Annotated in this window: 23 protein-coding genes; 7 read left to right on the plus strand and 16 right to left on the minus strand. The window is 73.2% G+C overall.

The genetic code is table 11. The annotated features are described in order from the left end of the window. Window positions 1–253: 253 nt before the first annotated feature. Window positions 254–1,135, minus strand: coding sequence for a DUF1028 domain-containing protein (locus ACFSBI_RS04205; RefSeq protein ID WP_377932348.1), 882 nt, complete (start codon window positions 1,133–1,135; stop codon window positions 254–256). Window positions 1,136–1,345: 210 nt separating this feature from the next. Here ACFSBI_RS04205 and ACFSBI_RS04210 point away from each other — a divergent pair, with 210 nt between their 5' ends. Next, the gene (locus ACFSBI_RS04210) at window positions 1,346–1,909 is read left to right on the plus strand and encodes a hypothetical protein (protein WP_377932350.1); all 564 of its coding nucleotides are present in this window, start codon (window positions 1,346–1,348) and stop codon (window positions 1,907–1,909) included. A 1-nt stretch (window position 1,910) separates the two neighbouring features. Here ACFSBI_RS04210 and ACFSBI_RS04215 read toward each other — a convergent pair whose 3' ends face one another. The 3 genes from ACFSBI_RS04215 to ACFSBI_RS04225 all read right to left on the minus strand — a co-directional run bounded on the left by ACFSBI_RS04215 (window position 1,911) and on the right by ACFSBI_RS04225 (window position 4,084). Further along, window positions 1,911–2,207, minus strand: a complete 297-nt coding sequence (locus ACFSBI_RS04215; RefSeq protein ID WP_377932352.1) for a hypothetical protein — start codon at window positions 2,205–2,207, stop codon at window positions 1,911–1,913. 35 nt (window positions 2,208–2,242) lie between these two features. Continuing rightward, window positions 2,243–2,671: a VOC family protein gene (locus tag ACFSBI_RS04220; protein ID WP_377932354.1), complete on the minus strand. Its 429-nt coding sequence runs from the start codon at window positions 2,669–2,671 to the stop codon at window positions 2,243–2,245. A 63-nt stretch (window positions 2,672–2,734) separates the two neighbouring features. Beyond that, the gene (locus ACFSBI_RS04225; protein ID WP_377932356.1) at window positions 2,735–4,084 is read right to left on the minus strand and encodes a PQQ-dependent sugar dehydrogenase; all 1,350 of its coding nucleotides are present in this window, start codon (window positions 4,082–4,084) and stop codon (window positions 2,735–2,737) included. Window positions 4,085–4,208: 124 nt separating this feature from the next. Between ACFSBI_RS04225 and ACFSBI_RS04230 the strand changes: the two genes are divergently transcribed. Both ACFSBI_RS04230 and ACFSBI_RS04235 read left to right on the plus strand, forming a co-directional pair. Next, on the plus strand, window positions 4,209–4,514 hold the full coding sequence (locus ACFSBI_RS04230; RefSeq protein ID WP_377932358.1) for a thiamine-binding protein: 306 nt from the start codon (window positions 4,209–4,211) through the stop codon (window positions 4,512–4,514). A gap of 38 nt (window positions 4,515–4,552) precedes the next feature. Continuing rightward, window positions 4,553–5,155 (plus strand): DUF5946 family protein, encoded by a 603-nt coding sequence (locus ACFSBI_RS04235; protein WP_377932359.1) that lies wholly within the window; start codon window positions 4,553–4,555, stop codon window positions 5,153–5,155. Window positions 5,156–5,183: 28 nt separating this feature from the next. Here the strand turns inward: ACFSBI_RS04235 and ACFSBI_RS04240 are convergent, their stop codons facing one another. The 5 genes from ACFSBI_RS04240 to ACFSBI_RS04260 all read right to left on the minus strand — a co-directional run bounded on the left by ACFSBI_RS04240 (window position 5,184) and on the right by ACFSBI_RS04260 (window position 10,278). Beyond that, window positions 5,184–6,653, minus strand: coding sequence for an MFS transporter (locus ACFSBI_RS04240; protein WP_377932360.1), 1,470 nt, complete (start codon window positions 6,651–6,653; stop codon window positions 5,184–5,186). 66 nt (window positions 6,654–6,719) lie between these two features. Beyond that, the gene (locus ACFSBI_RS04245; protein WP_377932362.1) at window positions 6,720–7,400 is read right to left on the minus strand and encodes an endonuclease/exonuclease/phosphatase family protein; all 681 of its coding nucleotides are present in this window, start codon (window positions 7,398–7,400) and stop codon (window positions 6,720–6,722) included. Between the two features lie 64 nt (window positions 7,401–7,464). Then, on the minus strand, window positions 7,465–8,310 hold the full coding sequence (locus tag ACFSBI_RS04250; protein WP_377932364.1) for an ABC transporter permease: 846 nt from the start codon (window positions 8,308–8,310) through the stop codon (window positions 7,465–7,467). After that, window positions 8,297–9,232, minus strand: a complete 936-nt coding sequence (locus ACFSBI_RS04255) for an ABC transporter ATP-binding protein (protein ID WP_377932366.1) — start codon at window positions 9,230–9,232, stop codon at window positions 8,297–8,299. Before ACFSBI_RS04255 ends, ACFSBI_RS04250 begins: the two co-directional genes overlap by 14 nt. A gap of 2 nt (window positions 9,233–9,234) precedes the next feature. Further along, the gene (locus ACFSBI_RS04260; RefSeq protein WP_377932367.1) at window positions 9,235–10,278 is read right to left on the minus strand and encodes a LolA family protein; all 1,044 of its coding nucleotides are present in this window, start codon (window positions 10,276–10,278) and stop codon (window positions 9,235–9,237) included. Between the two features lie 256 nt (window positions 10,279–10,534). Between ACFSBI_RS04260 and ACFSBI_RS04265 the strand changes: the two genes are divergently transcribed. The 3 genes from ACFSBI_RS04265 to epsC all read left to right on the plus strand — a co-directional run bounded on the left by ACFSBI_RS04265 (window position 10,535) and on the right by epsC (window position 13,733). Beyond that, a complete protein-coding gene (locus ACFSBI_RS04265) occupies window positions 10,535–12,145 on the plus strand; it encodes an HNH endonuclease signature motif containing protein (RefSeq protein ID WP_377932369.1) in 1,611 nt (536 codons plus the stop codon). Window positions 12,146–12,246: 101 nt separating this feature from the next. Further along, window positions 12,247–13,182 (plus strand): cysteine synthase A, encoded by a 936-nt coding sequence (gene cysK, locus ACFSBI_RS04270; RefSeq protein WP_377932371.1) that lies wholly within the window; start codon window positions 12,247–12,249, stop codon window positions 13,180–13,182. Then, window positions 13,179–13,733: a serine O-acetyltransferase EpsC gene (gene epsC, locus ACFSBI_RS04275; protein WP_377932373.1), complete on the plus strand. Its 555-nt coding sequence runs from the start codon at window positions 13,179–13,181 to the stop codon at window positions 13,731–13,733. Before cysK ends, epsC begins: the two co-directional genes overlap by 4 nt. Window positions 13,734–13,739: 6 nt before the next feature. Here epsC and ACFSBI_RS04280 read toward each other — a convergent pair whose 3' ends face one another. Genes ACFSBI_RS04280 through ACFSBI_RS04300 form a run of 5 tightly spaced genes read right to left on the minus strand, consistent with a single transcriptional unit; the run spans window position 13,740 to window position 19,911 of the window. After that, window positions 13,740–14,564: a formate/nitrite transporter family protein gene (locus ACFSBI_RS04280; protein ID WP_377932375.1), complete on the minus strand. Its 825-nt coding sequence runs from the start codon at window positions 14,562–14,564 to the stop codon at window positions 13,740–13,742. Between the two features lie 44 nt (window positions 14,565–14,608). Beyond that, window positions 14,609–15,526, minus strand: a complete 918-nt coding sequence (locus tag ACFSBI_RS04285; protein ID WP_377932376.1) for a carbohydrate ABC transporter permease — start codon at window positions 15,524–15,526, stop codon at window positions 14,609–14,611. Continuing rightward, window positions 15,523–16,695 (minus strand): carbohydrate ABC transporter permease, encoded by a 1,173-nt coding sequence (locus tag ACFSBI_RS04290; protein ID WP_377932378.1) that lies wholly within the window; start codon window positions 16,693–16,695, stop codon window positions 15,523–15,525. Before ACFSBI_RS04290 ends, ACFSBI_RS04285 begins: the two co-directional genes overlap by 4 nt. A 28-nt stretch (window positions 16,696–16,723) precedes the next feature. Then, window positions 16,724–17,986: an extracellular solute-binding protein gene (locus ACFSBI_RS04295; RefSeq protein ID WP_377932380.1), complete on the minus strand. Its 1,263-nt coding sequence runs from the start codon at window positions 17,984–17,986 to the stop codon at window positions 16,724–16,726. 32 nt (window positions 17,987–18,018) lie between these two features. After that, the gene (locus ACFSBI_RS04300) at window positions 18,019–19,911 is read right to left on the minus strand and encodes a glycogen debranching N-terminal domain-containing protein (RefSeq protein WP_377932382.1); all 1,893 of its coding nucleotides are present in this window, start codon (window positions 19,909–19,911) and stop codon (window positions 18,019–18,021) included. Window positions 19,912–19,996: 85 nt separating this feature from the next. On the opposite strand from ACFSBI_RS04300, the gene ACFSBI_RS04305 reads away from it, so the two are divergent. Then, window positions 19,997–21,004 carry a LacI family DNA-binding transcriptional regulator gene (locus tag ACFSBI_RS04305; RefSeq protein WP_377932384.1) on the plus strand — a complete coding sequence of 336 codons (1,008 nt, stop codon included), beginning with the start codon at window positions 19,997–19,999 and terminating at the stop codon, window positions 21,002–21,004. Between the two features lie 2 nt (window positions 21,005–21,006). Here ACFSBI_RS04305 and ACFSBI_RS04310 read toward each other — a convergent pair whose 3' ends face one another. Together ACFSBI_RS04310 and ACFSBI_RS04315 are read right to left on the minus strand one after the other, a co-directional pair. After that, on the minus strand, window positions 21,007–21,420 hold the full coding sequence (locus tag ACFSBI_RS04310; RefSeq protein ID WP_377932386.1) for a ChaB family protein: 414 nt from the start codon (window positions 21,418–21,420) through the stop codon (window positions 21,007–21,009). Window positions 21,421–21,431: 11 nt separating this feature from the next. Further along, window positions 21,432–22,271, minus strand: coding sequence for an NAD-dependent epimerase/dehydratase family protein (locus tag ACFSBI_RS04315; protein WP_377932387.1), 840 nt, complete (start codon window positions 22,269–22,271; stop codon window positions 21,432–21,434). Between the last annotated feature and the right edge of the window lie 28 nt (window positions 22,272–22,299).

Below are 22,299 nucleotides of genomic sequence, written 5' to 3' on the forward strand. Positions count from 1 at the left end.
GCGCGAGGAACTCGTCGAACGAGTCGTCGCCGGCGGCGGAGTAGCCGAACTGAGCCAAGGGGTCCTCCAGACGTGGAACGTGAGTGCCTGTGACTCATGCAACGCGTAGGAGGGGGAGTTGTTCCCGGATCCGGAAGGAAGTTGAGCCGGACCGACTCAGATCCCCTCGCTCACGGTCGCCTTCCGGACATCCGGGCGCGCTGTGCGGCGCCCGGATGTCCGGAACCCGCCCGCGAGCAGGGGCCGGCGGGGCTCAGCCGGCGTCGAGCAGGCGGAGCGACTCCGCAGCGGCAGGATCGGGCATGAGGCGGCGGAGCAGCTCCGCCCACGAGTCGTCCTGCTGCACGCACTCGCGCACCAGGGCCGCGCCGCGCTCGGGGCTGCCGGCGCCGACGAGGCCGACACCGGCCCAGAACCGCAGCTCGACCTTCTCCGGCGCCGTCTCGAAGGCCCGGAACCAGCGGTCGGCCGCACCCGCCGCGTCACCGGCGGCCGACAGCTGGTCGCCCTCGTCCGCGAGGCGGTACGCGTCGCTGAGCCGCAGCAGGCGGCGCAGCTCGACCAGCGGCTCCGGGCCGTCGTCGACCCGCAGGTCCACGAGCCGCTCCTCGGGCCCACCGGTCGCCGGCACGACGAGGATCGCCGCCGACTGGCGGCCGCGCAGGTCGCCGCCCGCCGCCTCCGCCGCGTCGAGGGTCGCGAGCAGGGCTGCGCCCAGCCCGCCGCCGCGCACCGCCTCGAACGTGTCCTTCATCGCGTGCCACACCGCCGGCGACCGCATGATGTTGGCCTGCACGCTGAAGCCGTCGCCGACCAGGTGCCCGGCGTCGGCCATGCACGATGCGCCCGTGTGCGCCGCGGCCGAGCCGTCCGCGCCGACCACCGCGAACTGGCGGTGGTCGATCAGGTCGTCGCCGGCCCGGAGCTCCGCGACGACCTGGTCGGCCGTGCGCCCGTCGCGCAGCATCGCGAGCCCGCGGGGCTTGACCGCCAGGTTCGGCGCGGCCTGCGTCGCGATCGCGCCCACCCCCGCCTCCGCGGCGATCACCAGGCCGCCGACGTCGAACCAGTGGGACTGCACGGCGACGCCGAGGGAGCCCGTCTCGGGATCGCGGGCGACGATGGAGTAGGTCACCGACCCAGTCTGGCGTGGCGGTGACGAGCTCGTCGCATCGATGGAACGAGGCTGGACGGCGAGCGGCGGCTCGGCTAGGGCGGGGCGGCGCGCGGGTGGTGACGACACGTGGCGGACCCGCCGCGGCGCCTCCGCGACCCGAACGAGGGGCTGTGCCACGGTGGACACCGGCCGGGGCGTCCGGCCGCACTCGACGAGTGGAGCCGTGCCGTGGAGCCGACCCGAACCCGCACCGACCGCGACCGCGCGGCCGCGGAGGCGCGATCCCGTCCGTCGACCCAGTTCGCGGCGCAGTACCCGACCTATCCGGAGCAGGCGCAGCAGCTGCGCCGACCGCCGCAGCAGGCGCCGGCGGCCCGGCCGCAGTTCACCGATCTGCTGGAGCGCCCCGTCGCGCCGACGGTCGAGCCCACCCGTCGGGCAGCAGCCCCGGAGCGGCGGCCACAGCCGCCGAAGAAGCCCGGAGTCGTCGCGACCCGGCGCGTGCTCGGGCTGGCCGTGTTCGCGGCGCTGACCGCGATGAGCGTCCCGCTGCACGTGCTCGCGGTCTTCTTCATGTACGTGCAGATCGAGAGCCCGGGCGAGCTGGCCTCGGCGGTGCCGCTGCTCGGCGGCATGCTCGTCGCGGTGTTCGTCACGCTGCTCGTCGTCGGGTCCGCGACGCAGCTCGTGGGCGGCTTCCCCGGGCGCTGGCGGGCCCGCGTGGTGTTCGCGCTGCTGTCGGGCGCCATCGCCCTCTCGATCGCCTACGCCGCGGCGCTCACGCAGTTCTGAGTCAGCGCTCGGCGAGCAGCGCGGCCGGGATCGCGGTCGCCGCGGCGACCGCGCCGACCGACTGCCAGGCGCCGAGCCGCTTCGCCAGCGGGTGCGAGGCGCCGAAGGCGACGAGGTAGGTGCCCGTCACCGCGACCGCACGCCAGGCACCGGCCTCGCGCCCGACGACCGTCGCCACGGCCGCACCGACCGCCCCGAGCACGACGCCCCCGGCCCAGCGCGCGCCCGTTGCGCGGGCGACGCCGTAGCCGCCGAGCAGGCCGGCGGAGGTGAGAGCGGGGACGAGGAGGCGCTGCATGCGCCCATCCTCGCCGCCCGTCCCGAGCGCGCCCTTCAGGCGGCGGATCCGCCCCCGCCGGCCACGTTCACGAGCCAGGACACGCCGAACCGGTCCCGCAGCATGCCGAAGAGATCGCCCCACGGCGCTTCCGCGAGCGGCTCCTGGATCTCCGCGCCCTCGGCGAGCCGCTCCCAGTACCCGGTGAGCTCGTCCGCCGAGTCGCCCGACAGCGAGACGCTGAAGGCGTTGTCGCCCTGCCGCCACGGCATCGCCGCGGGGACGTCGGAGGCCATCAGGGTGAACCCGCTCGCGGTCGTCAGCTGGCCGTGCATGACCTGGTCCGCCTCGGCGGGATCGACCGGCATCCCGAACTCCGCGAAGGTGCCCACCGTGAGGTCGCCGCCGAACACCTCCTTGTAGAACTCGAGGGCGGAACGGGCGTCACCGCGGAAGTTGAGGTACGGGTTCAGGATCGCGGACATGAGGACCTCCTCGTCTCGAACGGCAGCGTCCCAGGTCCGCGCCCTCGACGGAAGACTCGGAGGTCAGGCGGGCGGGACCATCCGGTAGACGGCGCCCGCCTCGTCGTCGGTCACGTAGACGGCGCCGTCCGGCCCGGGCACCGCGGCTACCGGCCGCCCCCAGCGGCTGCCGTCCGAGAGCTGGAAGCCGCCGAGCAGCGTGCGCGCGTCACCGAGCCCTCCGTCCCGCCAGGGCATGAAGACGACCCGCGGTTCGCGCGGCGGGTTCCGGTTCCACGAGCCGTGCACGCCGATGAGGGCGCCGGCGCCGAGCGTCTCGGGCAGCGAGCCGTCCTCGGCGAACGTCATGCCGAGCGGGGCGGAGTGCGCCGGCAGGCCCTGCTCCGTGCTCGGCAGCGACCCGCAGTCGAGCTCCGAGCCGTCCGCGTTCGTCTCGACGTCGCGCACGAACGGTCGGTCGGAGTAGTCGAGCGCGCTGCCCTGCTCGCCCGGGTCGACGTCGGGCTGCGGGTCGCAGTACGGCCAACCGAGGTCGCGGCCCTCGGTCAGCCGCGCCACCTGCTCCATCGGGTGGTCGTTGACGTAGCGCTGGTCCACCGCGCCCTGCTCGAGCCAGCCGTCGGCGTAGGGGTAGGGGACCCGGTCCCGGTGGTTCACCGCGGTCCAGACCGAGCCGTCCGGCGCGATCGCGAGCCCGGTCCCGTTGCGCACCCCGCGCGCGAACGTCGACGCGCGCCCGTCCTCGACCCGCAGGATCGACGCGCGTTCCGGATCCGCCTCGCGGTCCTCGGGCGAGACGTTGCCGGTGCTGCCCACCGACACGTACACGGTGCCGTCGTCGGCGACCACGACCGACTTAAGGGCGTGGGCGTAGGCGCCGCGCAGCTCCGGGGTGCTGCCGTCCGGCAGCCCGGTGATCACCGGGCGCCGGTCCGCGAGGCGTCCGCCCGCGTAGGACCAGGAGTCGACGCGGTCGCTCGAGGCGACGTACAGCCGCCCGTCGTGGAAGGCGAGCCCGTGCGGCCGCGTGAGTCCGTCGACCAGCGTCGTGACGCGCGGGGAGGCGGCGCCGTCGCTCCGCGGCGTCAGCAGCTGCACGTCGCCGGCGTCGGGCCGCGACACGAGCAGGCGGTCGTCCGGGCTCCACACCGCGAGGCGCGCGCCGTCGACCCGCGCCCAGAGCGCGGCGGTCCAGCCCTCGGGCAGCGTCACGGTCCGCTCGCGGTCGTACGGCGCCCGCTCCATGCCGTCCGGGACCCCGAGCGGTCGCTGCACCAGGTCGGACGAGCCGGTCTCGGCCGTCGGTGGCACCGGTGTGCCCCGGCTCGAGCCGCCTGCGCTCGAGCATCCCGCCAGCAGCGCGACCGCCGCCAGGGCCGCCGCCGCTCCGCCGATGGTCCTGCTGCGCCGCATGGGAACCAGTGTGGGGCGGCCCGCCCGCTGCTCAGGCGGCTCTTGCGCGCTCCGGGGTGATCGCCCAGCCCTCGGGTGCGGCCCGGACGCCTGCGGTAGGAATGGCCCGGGGAGAGGGGTGCGCATGCTGGTGGCGTTCTCGGTGAGCCCGAGCGGGACCGGACGGGCCGACGACTCGGTGCACGACGCGGTGGCCGCCGCGGTGCGGATCGTGCGGGAGTCCGGTCTGCCGAACCGCACGGACTCGATGTTCACGACGATCGAGGGGGAGTGGGACGAGGTCTTCGACGTCGTCCGCCGCGCCACCGAGGCCGTCGGGGAGCACGGGTCCCGCGTCTCGCTCGTGCTCAAGGCCGACATCAGGCCCGGCCGCACCGGTGAGCTGAGCGGCAAGGTCGACCGCCTGGAGGCCGCACTCGAGGACGGCTGAGCCGGTCCTTCAAAGGTGCGGCATGGGAGGCTGACGGGGTGCACGGCGGCACCACGGCATGCTCCGGCTGCGGGATCGACCTTCCCGCGGCCGAATCCGTGGTCCCCGAGGTCGACGCCTCGGCGGCCTGCACGCTGGTCCACGGCGAGATCCTCGGCTTCCAGGTGCAGCACCCCGTGATGCTCCGGTACCACCAGATGACGGCGGACGCCTACACCGCCCAGCACGCGGGCGGTGCGACCCCGCTGCTGCGCGTGGGCTACGCGCTCGCCGGCCTGTGGCTCTCGATCGAGCACGGGTTCTCGGGCGAGGACGTGCGCAGCATCCACCGCCGCATGGGGCGGCCCACCGCGGCCTGGCCGGTGTTCGAACCGCCGCGGCCGCCGCAGCGGTGGCTCACCGTCGTCGACGTCGCCGAGGCGGGCGTGCGGCAGCGCTCGGAGCGCGGGCACGCCAAAGCCGTCTCCGCCTGGGCGGAGAGCGTCTGGGAGACCTGGCAGCGGGAGCGGCCCGGCACGGACGACGAGGTCGAACGCCTGCTCGCCGCGGTCTTCCTCGACGGCACGACCGGCGGTCGCCTGCACGGGACGATCGGCGCCGCCTCCGCGGTGCACCGCCTCCACGGCCTCCTCCAGGCCTGACCGGGGGCTCCGGGGCCGCTCGCACCCGTCAGGTGCGCGCGGGAGCCTCCCGCCGTGCCTTGTCGATGAAGTCCACGTCGCTGATGTCCTCGAGCGACTGCCGTTCGGCGCGGACGCCGAAGACGAGCGCGATGACGCCGCCGACGAGCATCATCCCGGCGCCGAAGTAGTAGCCGCCCGCGAGCGGGCCGCGGCTCTTCCCGTCCCCGATCAGCAGGCCGAACACCGCCGGCGCGATCGCGCCCGCGATCTGCGCGATCGCGAAGAAGTACGAGATCGCCTGCCCCCGCAGCTGCAGCGGGAAGGTCTCGCTGACCGTGAGGTACGCCGACGACGCTCCCGCGGAGGCGAAGAAGAAGCAGACGCACCAGAGCACGGTCTGCGAGACCGCCCCGAGCGCGCCGGCGGAGAAGAGCGCGCCGGACACGCCGAGCACGAGCGCTGCGATCCCGTAGGTGGCGAAGATCATCTGCTTGCGCCCGATCGTGTCGAACAGCGGACCGAGGATCAGCGGGCCGGCGAGGTTGCCGAGCGCGAACGGGAAGAAGAACAGCGGGATCTGCTCCGTCGGTATCCGGTAGAAGGTCGTGAGCACGGTCGCGTAGGTGAAGAAGATCGCGTTGTAGAGGAACGACTGCGTCACCATCATCGAGAAGGCGACCAGGGTCCGCTTCGGGTAGCGCTTGAAGAGCGTGTGCGCGATCACCCCGAACGGCACCCGGTCGTGCACGGGGATCTCGATCGCCTTCGAGTCCGGCACCGGCTCGAGCGCCGTGCCGGCCTCGTCGGCGACCTCCCGCTCGATGCGGTCGACGTTCGCCTCCGCGTCGCGCTCGTGCCCGTGGGTGATCTGCCAGCGCGGGCTCTCCGGCACGTGCCGGCGCAGGAAGATGATGATCAGGCCGAGCAGCGGGCCCACGAAGAAGCCGATGCGCCAGCCCCAGCCCGACTCGTCGAGCGCGGGCTGGTTCAGCAGGAAGAGGTAGGCGGCGTTGCCGATCAGCGCCCCGCCCCAGTAGGTGCCGTTGATCGCGATGTCGATCCGCCCGCGGTACCGGGAGGGGATGATCTCGTCGATCGCGGAGTTGATCGCGGTGTACTCCCCGCCGATCCCCATGCCGGCGACGAAGCGGAACAGGTAGAGGAACCAGGGCGCGAAGGCGAATCCGGAGATGCCGGACCCGACCAGGTAGATCGCCAGCGTCAGGATGAAGAAGCGCTTGCGGCCGAGCCGGTCCGACAGGCGGCCGAAGACGAGCGCGCCGACGACCTGGCCGAAGAGGTAGAAGGTCGCGGTGAGGGTGACCTCGAACGCCGACATGTCCAGCTGCTTCGCGAAGGCGTTCGCGGCCACGATCTGGACCTCGAGGCCGTCGAGGATCCAGGCGGTGCCGAGGCCGACCACGACGGTCCAGTGGAAGCGGGTCCACGGCAGGCGGTCCATGCGTGCCGGGATGAGGCTGCGGACGGACCGCGCCTCCTGCGTCGTCGATGACATGCAGCGGACCGTACGCCCGCCTCGCTGGGAGGATCGATACCCGATCCCCAGGTCCCTCCCAGAGGCTCAGGCCGCGATGCGGGCCGTCAGGCTGATCGGCAGGTGGTCCGAGAGGCCCTGCGGCAGCACCTCGACGTCCTCGATGGCGAAGCCCGTCGACGTGATGAAGTCGAAGTAGCCCTGGAACCGCAGGCGCATCACGGTGCCGGAGTAGGTGGGCGAGCTCGTCCGGGTCAGCTGGTAGCCGGTGGCGGACAGCCGGCGCTCGAGGTTGCGCTGGAACCAGGGGTAGTTGAAGTCGCCGACCATCACCGACGGCACGTCGGCCGCCATCGCGCGCATGCCCTCGTGCGCGGCGGCGATCTGCTTGCGCCGCAGCGCGTTCGTCGCGGACAGCGGCGCCGCGTGGAAGTCGCCGACCAGCACCTCGCGTCCCGTCTCGTGGTCGAGCAGGTGGGCCGCGAGCAGCCGCTCGGCCGCGGGCTTCAGCACCCGGTCGTGCATCGACTTGCGCAGGGCGAAGAGCTTCCGCGCCTTCACCTCGAAGCGGTCCGCCCGGCTGTACATCGCGAGGCCGAGGCGGTTCGTCCGCGTCTGCTCGATCAGCTCGAGGTGGCCGAGGCGGTCCGGCATGTCGGTGTGGTCGCACTCCTGCAGGCAGAGCACGTCCATGTCGCTCGCCTCGGCGAGCGCCTCGAGCTCACCGCGAGCCGTGTGCTCGCGCAGGTTGTAGCTGACGATCTTCATCGGTCGGGCCTCCCACGGCCCTCCCCGCGGGCCCCGACCGACCCTAACCCGTTGCGCGGGAGCGTCAGGCGAGCACGTCCCGCGTCGTGAAGCGGCCGAAGGCGAGCGCGCCGAACACGACCACCCAGCCCGCCTGCACCGCCGCGGACGTGCCGAACACGCTCCAGTCCGGCGGCTGCCGGAGCAGGTCGACGAAGCCGAGCCAGGGGTCCGTCAGCAGGAAGGGGTGGATCGCGTCCAGCTGCGGCAGCTGGTCGAGCACCTGGCTCGTGATCGCGACCACCACGGTCGCCGCCATCGCGCCGACGGGCACGTCGGTGAGGGTGGAGATGAACAGGCCGACCGCGGCGAGCCCGAGCATCGACAGCCCGGTGTACAGGCCGATGAGCGCGAGGCGGCCGAGCCCCTCGCCGATCGGCACCTGGTCGCCGGAGAGCAGGGTGATCGGCCCGATCGGGAACAGCGCGGCGCCGATCAGCGTGCCGGCGACGACGATCGTCAGCGGGGCGGCGAAGCAGAACACGGCGGCGCCGAGGTACTTCACGAGCAGCAGCCGCGGCCGGCCGGCCGGAGCGACCAGCAGGTAGCGGAGCGTGCCCGTCGCCGCCTCCCCGGCGATGGTGTCGCCGGCGACGACCCCGATGGTGAGCGGGAGGAACAGCGGGATCGCGAGCACCAGCGCGGCGACCCCGACGAACAGGCCGTTGCCCGCGATGCCGGTCACGAAGGACGGTCCGCGGCTCGGGCCGCCGCCGTCCGCCGCGGAGATGCGGATCGCGACGGCGACGAGCACCGGCACGGCCGCGAGGGCGAGCAGCATCGCCCACGTGCGGCGCCGCCGGAACAGCCCGGTCAGCTCCGAGCCGAGCAGGGCGAGGCCCGCGCGGCGGCGAGGCTCAGCCCGCGACATCGAATCCCTCGCCGGTCAGCTGCACGAAGCGGTCCTCCAGGGTCGGTTCCTCGACGGCGAGGCCCTGGACCCGCACGTCCTCGGCGACGAGCAGCGGCACCAGCGTCTCCGGACGGCGGGACCCGAGCGGCGCGACGACGTCGCCGCCCTCCCGCTCCACGTCCCGCAGCCCGGCGCCCTCGAGCACGCGCACCGCTGCCGGCCCGTCGGGGGTGCGCAGCCGGAGGCGCCTCTCGCCGTGCCCGCGCAGCTCGTCCAGCGTGCCCTGGGCGACGAGCCGTCCCGCGGACATGACCGCGGCGTGCGTGCACATCTGCGCGATCTCGGCGAGCAGGTGGCTCGAGACGAAGACGGTCGTGCCGTCCGCGGCCAGGTCGCGCACGAGGGTGCGCACCTCGCGGGTGCCCTGGGGGTCGAGCCCGTTCGTCGGCTCGTCGAGCACCAGCAGGTCGCGCGGCCGCAGCAGCGCGTTCGCGATGCCGAGCCGCTGCTTCATCCCGAGGGAGTAGGCCTTCACCTTCTTGCCGCCCGCCGCCGTGAGCCCCACCCGCTCCAGCGCGGCCCCGATCCGCTCGCGCCGCGTGCGGCCGTCGGCGAGCGGGTCCGCCGTGTCGAAGCGGGCCAGGTTCGCGGGGCCGGACAGCCAGCCGGAGAACCCCGGGCCCTCGACCAGCGCGCCGACGCGGGGCAGCACGTCGCGGCCCGCGTCGGGCATGGCGGCGCCGAGCACGCGCGCCTCTCCGGCACTCGGCGCGACGAGCCCGAGCAGCATCCGGATCGTGGTCGTCTTGCCCGAGCCGTTCGGGCCGAGGAAGCCGAAGACGCTGCCCGCGGGCACCGCGAGCGCGAGGTCGGTCACCGCGTCGCGGCCGCCGAACCGCTTGCCGAGGCCCGCGGTCTCGACCGCGAGCGGAGCCGGCACGCTCAGCGAGCGGCGACGGCCTGCAGGCGCTCGACCGGCACCGCCCCCGCGAGCACCCGGCCGTCGTCGGTGCGCAGCACGTTGACGAGCGAGGTGCTGAGCACGCGGCCACCGGCGACCTCGGTCGTCAGCCGCTGGTACGTCGGGTTCGACTCGATCGAGGCGGGCGCGGACCCGGCGGGCAGCTCGACGACCGCGCTCCAGCCGCTGCCCACGACCTCGGGGCGTTCGCCGGTCGGCGAGCGGTGGGATCCGGAGTGCGAACCGCCCACCCGCTTCGTCGTCACGGTCGCGTCCTTCGGCGGCGTGAAGGTGAAGTTCGACTCGGCGGGCACCGCGTAGTCGATGCTCGTGAAGCCGCTCTCGAAGGCGGGGGAGGAGGCGCCCCTGGCGAGGACGGCGACCTGCAGCGGCAGCCCGGTCGTCCCGTCGACCGCGAGGCGGACGGAGCCGACGGTGGTCGCGTCCGTCTTCGGCGTCAGGACCAGCGTGTAGGCGTCGCGGCCGGCGACCCGCTGCGTCGTGTCGACGGTGGTCGCGGTGGTCGGCCCGACGCGCTGCAGCAGGTCCTCCGCGATCTGCGCGGGGGTCATGGTCGTGCCCTCGGGCTGCTCCGCGGCGCCGCTGCCCTCGAGCTTCACGGCCCGGTTCTTCTTCGAGTCCCACAGCCAGACGGTGCTGCCGTCGCGGTACACGTCGCGCTCCGCCATGTCGTCCAGCACGGCGACCCGCGTCCTCGTGCTGCCGGCCGCCCACACGTCCGCTTCGTGCGTGCCGGTCAGCAGGTTCAGCGTGGACGCGGTGTCGGAGTCGGAGCCCGCGCCCGTCGTCGGCAGCGACGGCAGGCCGAGGTCCGAGGTCTGCTCGATGCGGCCGCTGAAGCCGTCGATCGTCTTCGCCTTCGCGATCATCTCGAGCACCTGCTGCGGCGTCTTGTCCGGCAGCGCCGGGGGAGCGGCGGCCGCGACGAGGGGCACGGTGACGGCGCCGGCGACGACGACCGGGGCGACGGCTGCCGGCAACCACTTCAGGAGGCGGGAGGACATGCTGGAAGGCTACGTCCGTCCCGCACGGCACCGGCGCCCCGGCGTCCCTTCGTACCGTCCTCTCAGCCCCGCGGACCCCGCCTCGCTGGTCGAGGTGCGACGGAGGAGCCTTCTCGCTGGTCGAGGTGCGACGAAGGAGCCTCGAGACCACTGCCGCCAGCAGCACCGCCGCCGGTCGAACGCGAGGACGACTGCGACGGCCGAGACGCTCGGCCTGATACGAAGAAGTGTCCGAGCCCGTCGGTATCGTTCGGGCATGGCGGAGGGCTCGGGCGGCGCGACGGTCTCGACCGCGCCGATCTGGGAGCCGCATGAGGACGAGCGGCTCCTCGCCCGTCGCCGGCGCCTCTTCATCCCATGGGCCGCGGGGATGCCGTCGTGGTTCCTCGAGGCCGCGATGGTGCGCGACCGCCGTCCCGGCGATCCGGACGTGCACGAGGCGCTCTCCCGGGTCGAGAACGAGCCCATGCGCGTCTGGGTCCTCACCGAGCTGCATCGGCGACGGCTGGATCCGGCCGCGACGACCGTCCGACTCGTGCACCTGCTCGAGACCGAGGTGCCGGAGGACGTGTGGGAGGCCCTCGAGGTCGCCGACGACTCGATCGCGGAGCCCGATCCGGTGCTCGCGGCACTCGACGAGGTGTCTGGCCACCAGCTGCTGCTGCAGCGCGCCGAGGCGCAGCGGGTCCTCGCCGCGGTCGCCGCCTGGCGTGCGGCGCTGGCGGAGGAGGCCGAGCCGCGGGCGTCGAACACGCCCTACCAGCGCGGGGTCCTCGCCGACCTGGCCCACCGGCTGAAGGTCGCGCAGCAGACCGCGAGGAGCCTCGTGCACACCGCGATGGACCTCGAGGAGGCGCTGCCGGCGGTGTGGCGCTACTTCCGGGACGGGCTGACCACCTGGCGGGTGATGCAGACGGTCCACACGCACCTGGACGGACTCGACCCCGCTCTGCACCCCGAGTTCGACGCCGCGGCGCTGCGGAAGATCGTGGAGGTGTCGCCGACGGGGCTGCCGGACGCGCTGCGGCGTCTGCGCGAGCGCCTCCAGGCGTCCACGGCGGACGACCGGCACGAGCGGGCGTCCGCCCGGCGGCACGTCGCCGTGGAGCCGGCGGCCGACGGGATGGCGTGGCTGCACGCCTACCTGCCCGCGGTCGACGCCCTCGCGCTCGACCATCAGCTGACGAAGGCCGCGGTGCACGCCCGCGGACGGCAGGGCGAGACCCGCGGGGTCGGGCAGCTGCGCGCGGACGTGCTCGTCGACGGGCTCCGCCAGGCGCTCCGCAAGCCGCGGCGGGCGGGGAGAGGGACCCTCGTGCCCGGGCGCCGCGGCGTCGAGCCGCAGGTGTGCGTGACGATCCCCGCTCTGACCGCGCTCGGGCACTCGCGCGAGCCCGCGACGCTCGAGGGGTACGGCACGATCGGCCTTCGCACCGCGCTGCGGCTCGCGGGCGAGGCGAAGGCGTGGGTGCGAGTCCTGACCGACCCCGTCACGGGCGGCGTGCTCGCGCTCGGTCGCACCCGGTACCGCCCGTCGAAGGACATGCGGGTCCTGCTCCGGATGCTCGATGGCGGGACCCGGGGGCCGACGCGCCCGCGGGCTCCCGGCGAGGCCGAGGTCGACCACGTGGTCCCCTACCGCCAGGACGGCGCCGGCGGCCCCACCGAGATCGGGAACCTGGTGCTCCTCACGCACCGTGAACACCGCGACAAGACCGACGAGGCGCTCGCGTACGGCCTCCTGCCCGACCGGACCGCGCTCTGGCGCACGCCGACCGGCACCACGATCGTCACCCGGCCCGTCGAGCCGCTGACCCCGACCCTGGTCCCGCCGGAGCTCATCGATCCGGACGACTGCCCCTTCTGAGTCGTCTGGTCCCGGCGAGCCCACTGTTGCGTCACATACCCGATCGATCAGGGCGGCGGTCCTAGGCTCCTTCGCGGTCCCCGACTTCCAAGAAGGCAGACATGGCACGCACCTACTCATCCATCACCGAGGCGTTCGGCCGCACCCCGCTGGTCAGGCTGAACCGCGTCACGGAGGGCGTCGGTGCCACCGTGCTCGCGAAGCTCGAGTTCTACAACCCCTCCTCCTCCGTCAAGGACCGTCTCGCGATCGCGATCGTCGACGCCGCGGAGAAGAGCGGCGCCCTGCAGCCCGGCGGCACCATCGTCGAGGGCACGAGCGGCAACACCGGCATCGGTCTCGCCATGGTCGGAGCCGCGCGCGGCTACAAGGTCGTGCTCGCGATGCCGGAGTCGATGTCGATCGAGCGCCGCAAGCTGCTCCGCGCCTACGGCGCCGAGCTCGTCCTCACCCCTCCCGGCGAGGGCATGCGCGGTGCCGTGTCGAAGGCGGAGGAGATCGCGGCGGAGCGCCCCGGTGCGGTGCTCGCGAAGCAGTTCGAGAACGAGGCGAACCCGGCGATCCACTACGCGACGACCGGCCCGGAGATCTGGGACGACACGGACGGCGAGGTCGACCTCTTCGTCGCGGGCGTCGGCACGGGCGGCACGATCACCGGCACGGGCCGCTACCTGAAGGAGCAGAAGCCCGACCTGAAGGTCGTCGCGGTGGAGCCGAAGGAGTCGCCGATCCTGAACGGCGGCAAGCCCGGCCCGCACAAGATCCAGGGCATCGGCCCGAACTTCGTGCCCGCGATCCTCGACCGCGACGTGATCGACGAGGTGATCGACGTCGACATCGACCAGTCCGTCGAGATGGCCCGCCGCGTCTCCCGCGAGGAGGGCATCCTCGCGGGCATCTCCTCCGGGACCACGATCGTCGCGGCGCTCGAGCTCGCGAAGCGCCCGGAGAACGCCGGCAAGACGATCGTCGTGATCGTCGCGAGCAATGGCGAGCGCTACCAGTCGACGGTGCTCTTCGAGGGCATCGAGGGGTGACCGCGGTCGCTCGGGTCGTCGAGGACGTCCGGGCGGCGAGGCAGCGCGACCCGGCCGCCAAGTCGGTGGCCGAGGTCGCGCTGACCTATCCCGGGCTGCACGCCGTGTGGGCCTACCGCCTGCACCACCGGGTGTGGCTGCGGGGGCACCGTCTCGCCGCGCGGGCCCTGTCGCAGGTCGCCCGGTTCCTCACCGGGATCGAGATCCACCCCGGCGCGACCATCGGGCGCCGGCTGTTCATCGACCACGGCGCCGGCGTCGTGATCGGCGAGACGGCGGAGGTCGGCGACGACGTCACGATCTACCACGGCGTCACCCTCGGCGGCACGGTGTGGCGCGAGGTGAAGCGCCACCCGACGATCGGGGACCGGGTCCTCATCGGGGCGGGAGCGAAGCTGCTGGGCTCGATCCGCATCGGCTCGGACAGCGTGGTCGGGGCGAACGCCGTCGTGGTCCACGACGCCCCCGGGCACTCGCTGATCGTCGGGGTGCCGGCGACTTCGCGCCCCCGGTCCCCGCAGGACGCGAGCGTCCACAACTGGGTGATCTGACCCCGGTCAGCCTCGACGGCCGTCGCGCTGCTGCCGGCGGTCCTCGAACAGCTCCTTGGTGCGCACGAGCCGCTCGACCGTGACGAGCGCGACGCCGCCGACGACGTTCAGCAGCAGCACCGGCACGAACCAGAGGACCCACTCGCCGACCGTCGCCTCACCGAGCATGATCGCGCCGAAGATCATCAGCGAGTCCAGGATCGAGTGCGCGAGCTGCAGGCCGGTGAGCAGGAACGACGCGACGACCGCGGCGACGACCTTGACGGCGTCGGAGTCCGTGCCCTGCTGCATGCGCGTCAGCAGCGTGATCACCATGCCGCCGAGGATCGCGAGGCACGCGCCCTCCCAGCCGACGCCGACGTCGAGGTAGTGCCGCGCCGACTCCGTCAGCACCCCGTGCCACTGCGGGAACGCGACGACGAAGAGCAGCATGATCACGAGCCCGCCGACCAGGTTCGCCACGAGGGTGCCGAGCCACAGCTTCGCCAGCTGCGCGAGGGACCCCTCCTTCGCGATGAGCGCCGCGATGGGCAGCAGGAAGTTCTCCGTGAACAGCTCGCTGTGCGCGAGGAGCAGGGCGATCAGGCCGACGGAGAAGGCGAGACCCGCCAGCAGGTGGCTGCCGGTCGACTCGAGCACGGCCATGTACGCGGCGACGCCGACGCCGATCTCGAGGCCTCCGGAGAAGCCGGTCGCGAGCACCGCGCGCCAGGTGCGGTGCAGCCGCTCGGCGCCCTCCTCGACGACGGCGTCGAACGACTCGGCGACCTCGTCCTCGACGGGCTGGTCGCCGTCGCCGAGCTCGCTGCGGCGCGACTCCTCTGACGTCATCTCTGGATCATGCTGGACGCCTGCTGAACGGAGACTGGATGCTGCTACTCCTTGACCGCTCCGGACGCGCTGCTCGTGATCCTGCGCTGGAAGATCACGAAGAGCACCGCCACCGGGATGGTCATCACCGCGGCCGCCGCGAGCCGCACCGGGTACTGCGTGCCGGCGCCGAGCTGGCCCGACGCCAGCGACGCGACGCCCTTGGTGAGGGTGAACAGCGCGGGGTTCTGCGAGGCGACGATGAAGTGCGACAGCTCGTTCCAGGAGCCCTGGAAGCTCAGGATGAAGATCGTCACGAGGGCCGGTCGAGCCATCGGCAGGACCACGGACCAGAAGAGCCGGAGCGTGGAGGCGCCGTCGATGCGCGCCGCCTCCTCGACCGCCACCGGGATCGACTCGAAGAAGTTCTTCATGATGAAGACTCCGGCGGCGTCCGCGATCAACGGGATGATCAGGCCCGAGTACGCGTCGTACATGCCGAGCTGGTTCAGCACGAGGAACTTCGGGATCAGCAGCACCACTCCGGGCACCGCCATCACCGCGATGATGCCCGCGAAGAGCGCCCCGCGGCCCGGGAAGCGGAGCCGGGCGAGCGCGTAGCCCGCGGCGGAGTCGAAGAGGACGCGGCCGATCGTCACGGTGACGGTGACGAACGCCGAGTTCGCGAACCAGAGCGGGAAGGCGGAGTTGAAGAAGACCGTCTCGTACGCCTGGACGGTCCAGGTCCTCGGGATGAGGCTGAGCGGATCGGCCGTCGCCTCGGCGTCCGTCTTGAACGACGTCGCGATGTTGATGAGGAACGGGTAGATGTAGACGAGCGCGAGCAGCGCGAGCACCGCGTACAGGCCCGCACGCGCCAGCGGGACACGGCGTCCGCGGGGTCCGCGGCGCGCGCTCGGTGCCGTCGCGACGGCGGTCTCGACGACCGCGGTGGTCCGTGCCGGCGTGGTGGCGGTCATCATGCGTCCCTTCCGGGTCGGTCCTGCCCGGTCGAGCCGGCGCCCGACGGGACCACCGCGGCTCGCGCCGGTCGGTAGCCGCCGTCTCCCGTCGCGACGAAGCCGCCGCGGCGCATCCGGCGCACCGACACCCCGCGCTCCCGCAGCACGAAGCGCTGGAGGAGGGTGAGCACGACGATGATCGCGAAGAGGATGAAGGCGATCGCGGCGGCCTGGCCCCACTGCTGGTTGATGAACCCCGCCTGGTAGGAGAGGTAGGCGGGCGTCAGGGTCGTCTTGCCGGGCGCGCCCTTCGATCCCGTGTAGACCTGGTCGAACACCTGCCAGGTGCCGATGAGCCCCAGCGTCAGCACCGTGAACAGCGTGGTCCGCAGCTGCGGCAGCGTGACCAGGCGGAAGCGCTGCCAGGCGCTCGCACCGTCGACCATCGCGGCCTCCTCCACCTCCTGCGAGAGGTTCTGCAGCGCCGCGATGAACAGCAGCATGAAGGTGCCCGAGGTGGTGAACACGGCCAGCGAGATGATGATGAGCATCCCGACGGACGGCCCGGCGAGCCAGTCCCACCACGTGACGCCGAGGAACCCGCCGTTCACGAGGAAGCCCGGAGGAGTCCGCAGCCCGACGACCGCCAGCAGGTCGTGGAGCACCCCGCTCGCATCCGCGGGCCAGTTCGGGCCCTGGATCCCGACGAGGCCGAGCAGCGCGTTCACCGCACCGGTCGGGTTGAAGAGGAAGAACCAGAGCACCGTGATCGCGACCGAGCTGGTGACGGACGGGAAGTAGAAGGCGGTCCGGAAGAACCCGCGGCCGCGCAGGATCCGGGCGTTCACCAGGCTGGCGAGCAGCAGGGCGAGCGCGGTCTGCAGAGGGACGACGAGCAGCACGTACCAGAGGTTGTTCCTGAGCGAGGTGCCGAAGTCGGACTCGGCCAGGCCGCCGCCGGAGGTGATGGCGGCGTAGTTCCTGAGGCCGACGAAGCTGACGCCGGAGGAGAAGGGCGAGCCGCGGCCGCCCCAGTCGCTGACGCTCACCCAGAGCGCCATGAGGATGGGGACCACGAGGAACACGGCGAGCAGCACCACCGCCGGAGCGGTGAAGAGCAGGCCGGCCGCGGTCTGCCCGCGCCGGATGCCGCCGGGACGTCGCCGACCGGCGACGGTGGCTGTCGTCATCGCACGCCTCCTCGTGGTCCCCGGCCGCTCACTGCTGCAGGGCCGACAGGTTCTGCTGCGCGGTGCCGAGGATCGACGCGATGTCCGCGGTCTTCAGCGACGCGAGCTTCGAGTTCACGTCGGTGACCACGTCCGTCGCGCCCGCGGCCGTCGGCACGCCCCTGGCGTAGGAGGCGCCGTCGATGAAGGCCGAGTAGTCCGGGTAGATCTGCTTCCAGCCGTCGGCGGCCGACTCGATGGACGGCATCGGGCCGAAGGCCTTCGCGAAGGCGAGCTGGTCGTCCTTGCTCGTCAGCTGCTCGACGAGCTTCAGGGCGCCGGCCTGGTTCGGGCTGTCCGCGGCGATGCCCCAGCAGTTCGTGAACTGCAGCGTGCCCTTGCCGGCAGGACCCGCGGGCAGCTGCACCACCTTGTAGTCCACGCTCGGGTAGTCGCTCTTCATCGCGCCGGTGATCCAGTTGCCCTCGACGGTCATCGCGGCGAGGCCCTTGCCGAACGCCTCGCCGCCCCAGCCGGCGCCGACGTCGCTCGTGAACTTCCACCAGCCCGACTTCAGGCCGTCCTGCACGTAGGTCAGCGCCTGCTTGTTCGCAGCGGAATCGGCGGTCGCCTTCGTGCTCGTGTCGTTCATGAGGTTGCCGCCGGCCTCGACCATGAACGCGCCGAGACGCTGGTACTCGTTGGAGGTGACGAGGCCGGTGACCTTGCCCTTCGTCAGCTTCTGGGCGACGGCCTTCAGCTGGTCCCACGTGGTGGGGACGTCGGAGTCCGTCAGGCCCGCGGCGTCCCACATCTTCGTGTTGATCTCGAGTGCGAGCGTCGAGAAGTCCTTGGGGGCGCAGTAGAACTTGCCGTCGTAGGTGAAGTTGGTGACGAGCGACGGGTAGAAGTCGCCCTTGTTCTTCAGCTGGTCGCCGTAAGCGAGCAGGCTGCCCTGCTTCGCGTAGTTCGCGAAGGTGTCGGCGCCGAGGTAGAAGACGTCCGCCGGCTTGCCGGAGGCGAAGCCCTGCGAGAGCTGCTGGTTCAGGTCGCTCGCCGCCTGCACGGTCGCCTTGGTCCCGGACGAGGAGGACCAGTCGGCGACCTGCTGCTTCACGGCCGCCGTCTCGGCGTCGCCGGACGACCCGATCAGGACCGTCAGGGCGTCCTTGCCCGAGGTGAGGGCCCCGGCGGACCCGGAGGCCGCGCCGGAGTCGGAGGACGACCCGCTGAAGCCGGAGCCGCAGGCGGCGAGGGCCAGGACGCCGGCGGTCGCGGCGACGGCCGCTGCCGTGCGCCTGAGGTGGGACATGCGTCGTTGCATCGTGGTGCCTCTCTTCGGTGTCAGCCCGCTGCTGCAGCGGACTCGGCGGTGGCAGGGCGTCGCCCCTGCCGGGCGGGGTCGAGCGCGTCCCGGGCCACCAGCGCCGCGGCGGCCGACCAGGCCTGCGGCCGGCAGGCCGCCGGGTAGGGGACCGGCGAGGCGTCGCCGGAGTGCAGCTCGGGCATCCGCAGCCCGAAGCGCCGGGCGGCGACGACGAGGCCGCGGGCGAGGGCGGCCGCCTCGTCGGGGAAGCCCGAGCGCAGGAGGCCGTGGACCGCGATGGCGGTGTCGTGAGCCCAGACGCTGCCGCCGTGGTAGCTGAGCGGCCAGTAGCCGGCGGCGTCGGTGGCGAGCGTGCGCAGCCCTGCTCCGGAGTCGAGCCTCGGGTCGACGAGCAGGGCGGCGACCCTCCGCTCGTCCGCCGCGCTCAGGATCCCGGTGCCCAGGAGGTGGCCGATGTCGCTCGTCAGCGAGTCCACGGCCCGGCCCTCGCGGTCGAGGGCGACCGCGGGGTAGCCGCCGTCGCCGTCCTCCACCCAGAAGGCGCCGCGGAAGCGCTCGCGCAGCGCCGCGCCCCAGGTCTCCCACTCGGCGGCCTCGTCCTGCTCGCCGAACGCGCGCAGCAGCACGCCGGCCGCGGCAGCGGCCTCGTGGGCGTAGCCCTGCACCTCGCAGAGCGCGATCGGGCCCTCGGCCAGCCGGCCGTCGCGCCACTGGATGCTGTCCCCGCTGTCCTTCCACCCCTGGTTCGCGAGCCCCTGACCCGTCGAGTCGTGGTAGGCGAGGAAGCCCTCATCGGGCACCGCGTCGCGCAGCCAGCCGAGCGCAGCCCGGAGGGCCGGCAGCAGGGCGGCGACCTCCCGGTCGGGCAGACCCGCCCGCCAGGCGTCGTGCAGCAGCAGGACCCAGAGCGGGGTCGCGTCGATGGTGCCGTAGTAGCGCGGCGGCAGGACGAGGCCCTCGTCGAGCGGGTTCTCGTCGCGCCGCAGCTCGTGCACGATGCCGCCCGGGCGCTCGCCGGTCGCCTCGTCGACCGTGCTTCCCTGCAGCCGCGCGAGCACCCGCAGGGTGCCACCGGCCAGCGCCGTGTCGTGGGGGAGCAGGAGCCGTGCCGCCCAGATCGAGTCGCGGCCGAACAGGGTGAGGAACCAGGGCGCGCCCGCGGCGAGGAAGACGTCGCCGGGGGAGTCCGGCAGGACCAGCTGCAGCGCCTCGAGGTCGGCGAGTGCCTGCACGGTCCACGCGTCCGTCTCCGGGTCGCCGACCGGCGGCACGCCGAGCACGATCGGAGCGGGCGGCGCCATGACGACGGCCGCGGCGTCCTGGGCCCGGACCCGCCACGTCGCGGCGGCGCTGCCGTGCGGCGGCACCGTCGTGCGCCAGGTGAGCAGGAGGCCGTCGCCGTCGGCCTCCGCCACGAAGTCGTCCGAGGTCAGCTCGGCCATCACCGTCCCGTCGGCCCAGGCGGCCCCGTCCGCTCGGACGTCGAAGCCGACCGGCCGAGCGGCGCCGCCCGTCTTCACGAGCGGCATCTGCGCGAGGTCCGAGCCCAGGCGCACGCGGACCTCGAGCGGCAGCGGGACGTCGCGCCCGGAGCGCACGGTGAGGGCGTCGGCCATCCCGTCGGGCCGGACGGTCCGCAGGACCTCGAGGCGCACCCGCGGGTCGGCTCCGTCGCCGTCGAGCCCTCGGAGGAGGGCGGTGAAGCGGGCTCCCTCGCTCGAACGGTCGACGCCGATCGGCTCGGCGGCCGATCCCTCGACCTCGATCTCGAGGCGTGAGACCACGCGGACGTCGCTCACGTACAGCCCGTCGATCGGCGCGCGCATGCCGCCGTCGCTGCGGCTCCAGGCCTGCGCCGGCGCCCGCAGGACGACCTCGGCGTCATGGAGGAGGGGTTGCTTCGTCGCCACGACGGGGACTGTAGGGGCTCCGGTTTGATCGATCAAATAGCCGCGGGAGGATTCCCAGGTTCGCCGAGTGTGGAGAATGGTCCCGATGCGCCGACAGCCCACCGTCAGCGACGTCGCCTCCGCCGCAGGGGTCTCCCGGCAGACGGTCTCGAACGTCCTGAACTCGCCGGAGATCGTGAAGCCCGAGACCCGCGACCGGGTCCGGCACGCGATCGCCGACCTCGGCTACCGTCCGCACGCCTCGGCCCGCCGTCTGCGCACCCGCACCTCCGCCACGATCGGCGTGCGTCTCGATCCCGGCGTCGACGGCATGGCGGGATCCCTGCTCGACCGCTTCCTGCACGCGCTCGTGGAGCGGGCGGACGCCCTGCAGCTGCGCGTGCTGCTCTACACGGCGGCCGACGAGCAGAGCGAGCTCGACGTGATCGACCGCCTGCTCGAGGGGGCCGACGTCGACGCGCTCGTGCTCACCTCGACGCATTACGGGGACCGGCGCATCGACTGGCTGATGGAGCGCGAGGTGCGCTTCGTCACCTTCGGGCGCCCCTGGGACACCAGCGGACCGGCCGACGCCGAGCACCTGTGGGTCGACGTCGACGGGCGCTCGGGAGTCGCGGACGCGACGCGGCACCTGCTCGGTCGCGGGTGCCGCAGGATCGCCTTCCTCGGCTGGCCCGCAGGATCCGGCACCGGCGACGACCGCCGCGCGGGCTGGCGGGACGAGATGCGAGCGGCGGGGGTGCCGGAGGCGGAGCTCGACGGCCTCGACCTCGCCCTCGAGGAGGACCCCGCCGACGGGACGGCCGCCGCGCGGCTGGTGGCGCGCCTCGCCCCGGAGCCCGAAGCCGTCGTCTGCGCCAGCGACTCGCTCGCGCTGGGCGCCTGGCTGGCGATCGGCGAGCGCGCGACGGTGATGGGCTACGACGACACCCCGGTGGCCCGGGCGCTCGGGTTCTCGTCGATCGCGCAGCCGCTCGCCGAGGTCGCGGCGCAGGCGCTCGAGCTGCTGACGGAGCCGCCGGCGCCCGGCGAGCAGCGGCACCGCCTGCTCGCGCCGTCGCTCGTCCTGCGCGGAACCGCCGGCGGCGCCTGACCTCAGCCCTCCTCGCGGGCCCTGCGGGTCTCGCGGTCGTTCGCCTTCCCGATCGCCTCGACCAGCTCGTCCTTCGTCATCGTCGAGCGGCCGTGCACGTCGAGGCGCCGTGCGACCTCCAGCAGGTGCTCCTTCGACGCGTTGGCGTCGACGCCGCCCGCGGTCGGGTGGTCGCCCGGCCCGGACTGCTCGGCGCCCGCGTCGCTCGGGCCCTTCTCGTCCTTCGGCTCCCAGTGGTCGCCGACCTTCTCGTACTGGTGCTTCAGCGCCGAGAAGGCGGTGCGGTGCGCGCGCTCTCCGTCGCCGTACGAGTCACGGGCGGAGTCGAGGGTCTCCGCGTAGACCTCCTGCGCGTGCTGGTCCGAGCGCTCCAGCGTGGAGGGCAGCTCGTCCTTCTGCCGCTTGTCCAGTGCCACCGAGGTCCTCCCTACTCGTTCCGCCAGGAGTGCTGCGGCTCCCAGCCGAGGTCCCGCCGCGCCTTGTCGATCGAGAGCAGGGTCTCGGTGCCCTCGATGTCCTTCGTGACCCGGACGTCCGGGAACACCGCCTGCACCAGCTCGGCGCTGGGCGTCCGCATCACCGTGTCCGCGTTCGCGATGATGTAGCGCTCGAAGCCGGGGCCGCGCACCTCGAGCGCCTTGCCGATCGCGTCCGCCGCGTCGCGGGCGTCGATGTAGCCCCACAGGTTCCACTTGCGCGCCGTCGGGTCGTCCTGCCAGGCGTCGAAGCCGGCGTAGTCCTCGGGCGCCATCACGTTCGAGAAGCGCATGGCCGTGACCGACAGCTCCGGGTCCCAGCGGCAGAACTCGATCTCCATCTGCTCCTCGAGGTGCTTCACCAGGGAGTAGGTGCTGTTCGGAGCGGTCACGTCCTCGTCGACCGGGATGTACGGCGGCGGCACGTCCATCGGCAGGCCGAGGAGGGTCTCGCTCGAGGCGGTGACCAGCCGCTTGACGCCCGCCCGGCGCGCGGCCTGCAGCACGTGGTGCGTGGACAGGATGTTGTTCTGGAAGGTGGCGACGTCGGGGATCAGGCCGGGGGCCGGGATCGCCGCGAGGTGGACGATCGCCTCGATGCGGCCGGGGTGCTCCTCCAGCCCCGCCACCACGTCGAGCACCTGGCCCGCGTCGGTGAGGTCGACGGGCACGACCCCGTCCTTGACGCTGCCGGCGCGGTCGAGCACGAGCACGTCGTGGCCGAGGTCGGAGAGGTGCCGGCGGACGACCCGGCCGAGCTTGCCGCTGCCGCCGGTGAGGATGATGCGCATGCCCCCATGCTGACGCCGCGCGGATCGG

This window comes from Amnibacterium endophyticum (assembly GCF_042680685.1).
Classification (GTDB): Bacteria; Actinomycetota; Actinomycetes; order Actinomycetales; family Microbacteriaceae; genus Amnibacterium; species Amnibacterium endophyticum.

What these genes read in the sequence shown, in the direction of transcription:
- ACFSBI_RS04215 (WP_377932352.1), bottom strand. Translation starts at nt 2,207, where the DNA reads ATGCAGCGCCTCCTCGTCCCCGCTCTCACCTCCGCCGGCCTGCTCGGC.
- ACFSBI_RS04220 (WP_377932354.1), bottom strand. Translation starts at nt 2,671, where the DNA reads ATGTCCGCGATCCTGAACCCGTACCTCAACTTCCGCGGTGACGCCCGT.
- ACFSBI_RS04225 (WP_377932356.1), bottom strand. Translation starts at nt 4,084, where the DNA reads ATGCGGCGCAGCAGGACCATCGGCGGAGCGGCGGCGGCCCTGGCGGCG.
- ACFSBI_RS04230 (WP_377932358.1), top strand. Translation starts at nt 4,209, where the DNA reads ATGCTGGTGGCGTTCTCGGTGAGCCCGAGCGGGACCGGACGGGCCGAC.
- ACFSBI_RS04240 (WP_377932360.1), bottom strand. Translation starts at nt 6,653, where the DNA reads ATGTCATCGACGACGCAGGAGGCGCGGTCCGTCCGCAGCCTCATCCCG.
- ACFSBI_RS04245 (WP_377932362.1), bottom strand. Translation starts at nt 7,400, where the DNA reads ATGAAGATCGTCAGCTACAACCTGCGCGAGCACACGGCTCGCGGTGAG.
- ACFSBI_RS04250 (WP_377932364.1), bottom strand. Translation starts at nt 8,310, where the DNA reads ATGTCGCGGGCTGAGCCTCGCCGCCGCGCGGGCCTCGCCCTGCTCGGC.
- ACFSBI_RS04260 (WP_377932367.1), bottom strand. Translation starts at nt 10,278, where the DNA reads ATGTCCTCCCGCCTCCTGAAGTGGTTGCCGGCAGCCGTCGCCCCGGTC.
- ACFSBI_RS04265 (WP_377932369.1), top strand. Translation starts at nt 10,535, where the DNA reads ATGGCGGAGGGCTCGGGCGGCGCGACGGTCTCGACCGCGCCGATCTGG.
- cysK (WP_377932371.1), top strand. Translation starts at nt 12,247, where the DNA reads ATGGCACGCACCTACTCATCCATCACCGAGGCGTTCGGCCGCACCCCG.
- ACFSBI_RS04280 (WP_377932375.1), bottom strand. Translation starts at nt 14,564, where the DNA reads ATGACGTCAGAGGAGTCGCGCCGCAGCGAGCTCGGCGACGGCGACCAG.
- ACFSBI_RS04285 (WP_377932376.1), bottom strand. Translation starts at nt 15,526, where the DNA reads ATGATGACCGCCACCACGCCGGCACGGACCACCGCGGTCGTCGAGACC.
- ACFSBI_RS04290 (WP_377932378.1), bottom strand. Translation starts at nt 16,695, where the DNA reads ATGACGACAGCCACCGTCGCCGGTCGGCGACGTCCCGGCGGCATCCGG.
- ACFSBI_RS04295 (WP_377932380.1), bottom strand. Translation starts at nt 17,986, where the DNA reads ATGTCCCACCTCAGGCGCACGGCAGCGGCCGTCGCCGCGACCGCCGGC.
- ACFSBI_RS04305 (WP_377932384.1), top strand. Translation starts at nt 19,997, where the DNA reads ATGCGCCGACAGCCCACCGTCAGCGACGTCGCCTCCGCCGCAGGGGTC.
- ACFSBI_RS04315 (WP_377932387.1), bottom strand. Translation starts at nt 22,271, where the DNA reads ATGCGCATCATCCTCACCGGCGGCAGCGGCAAGCTCGGCCGGGTCGTC.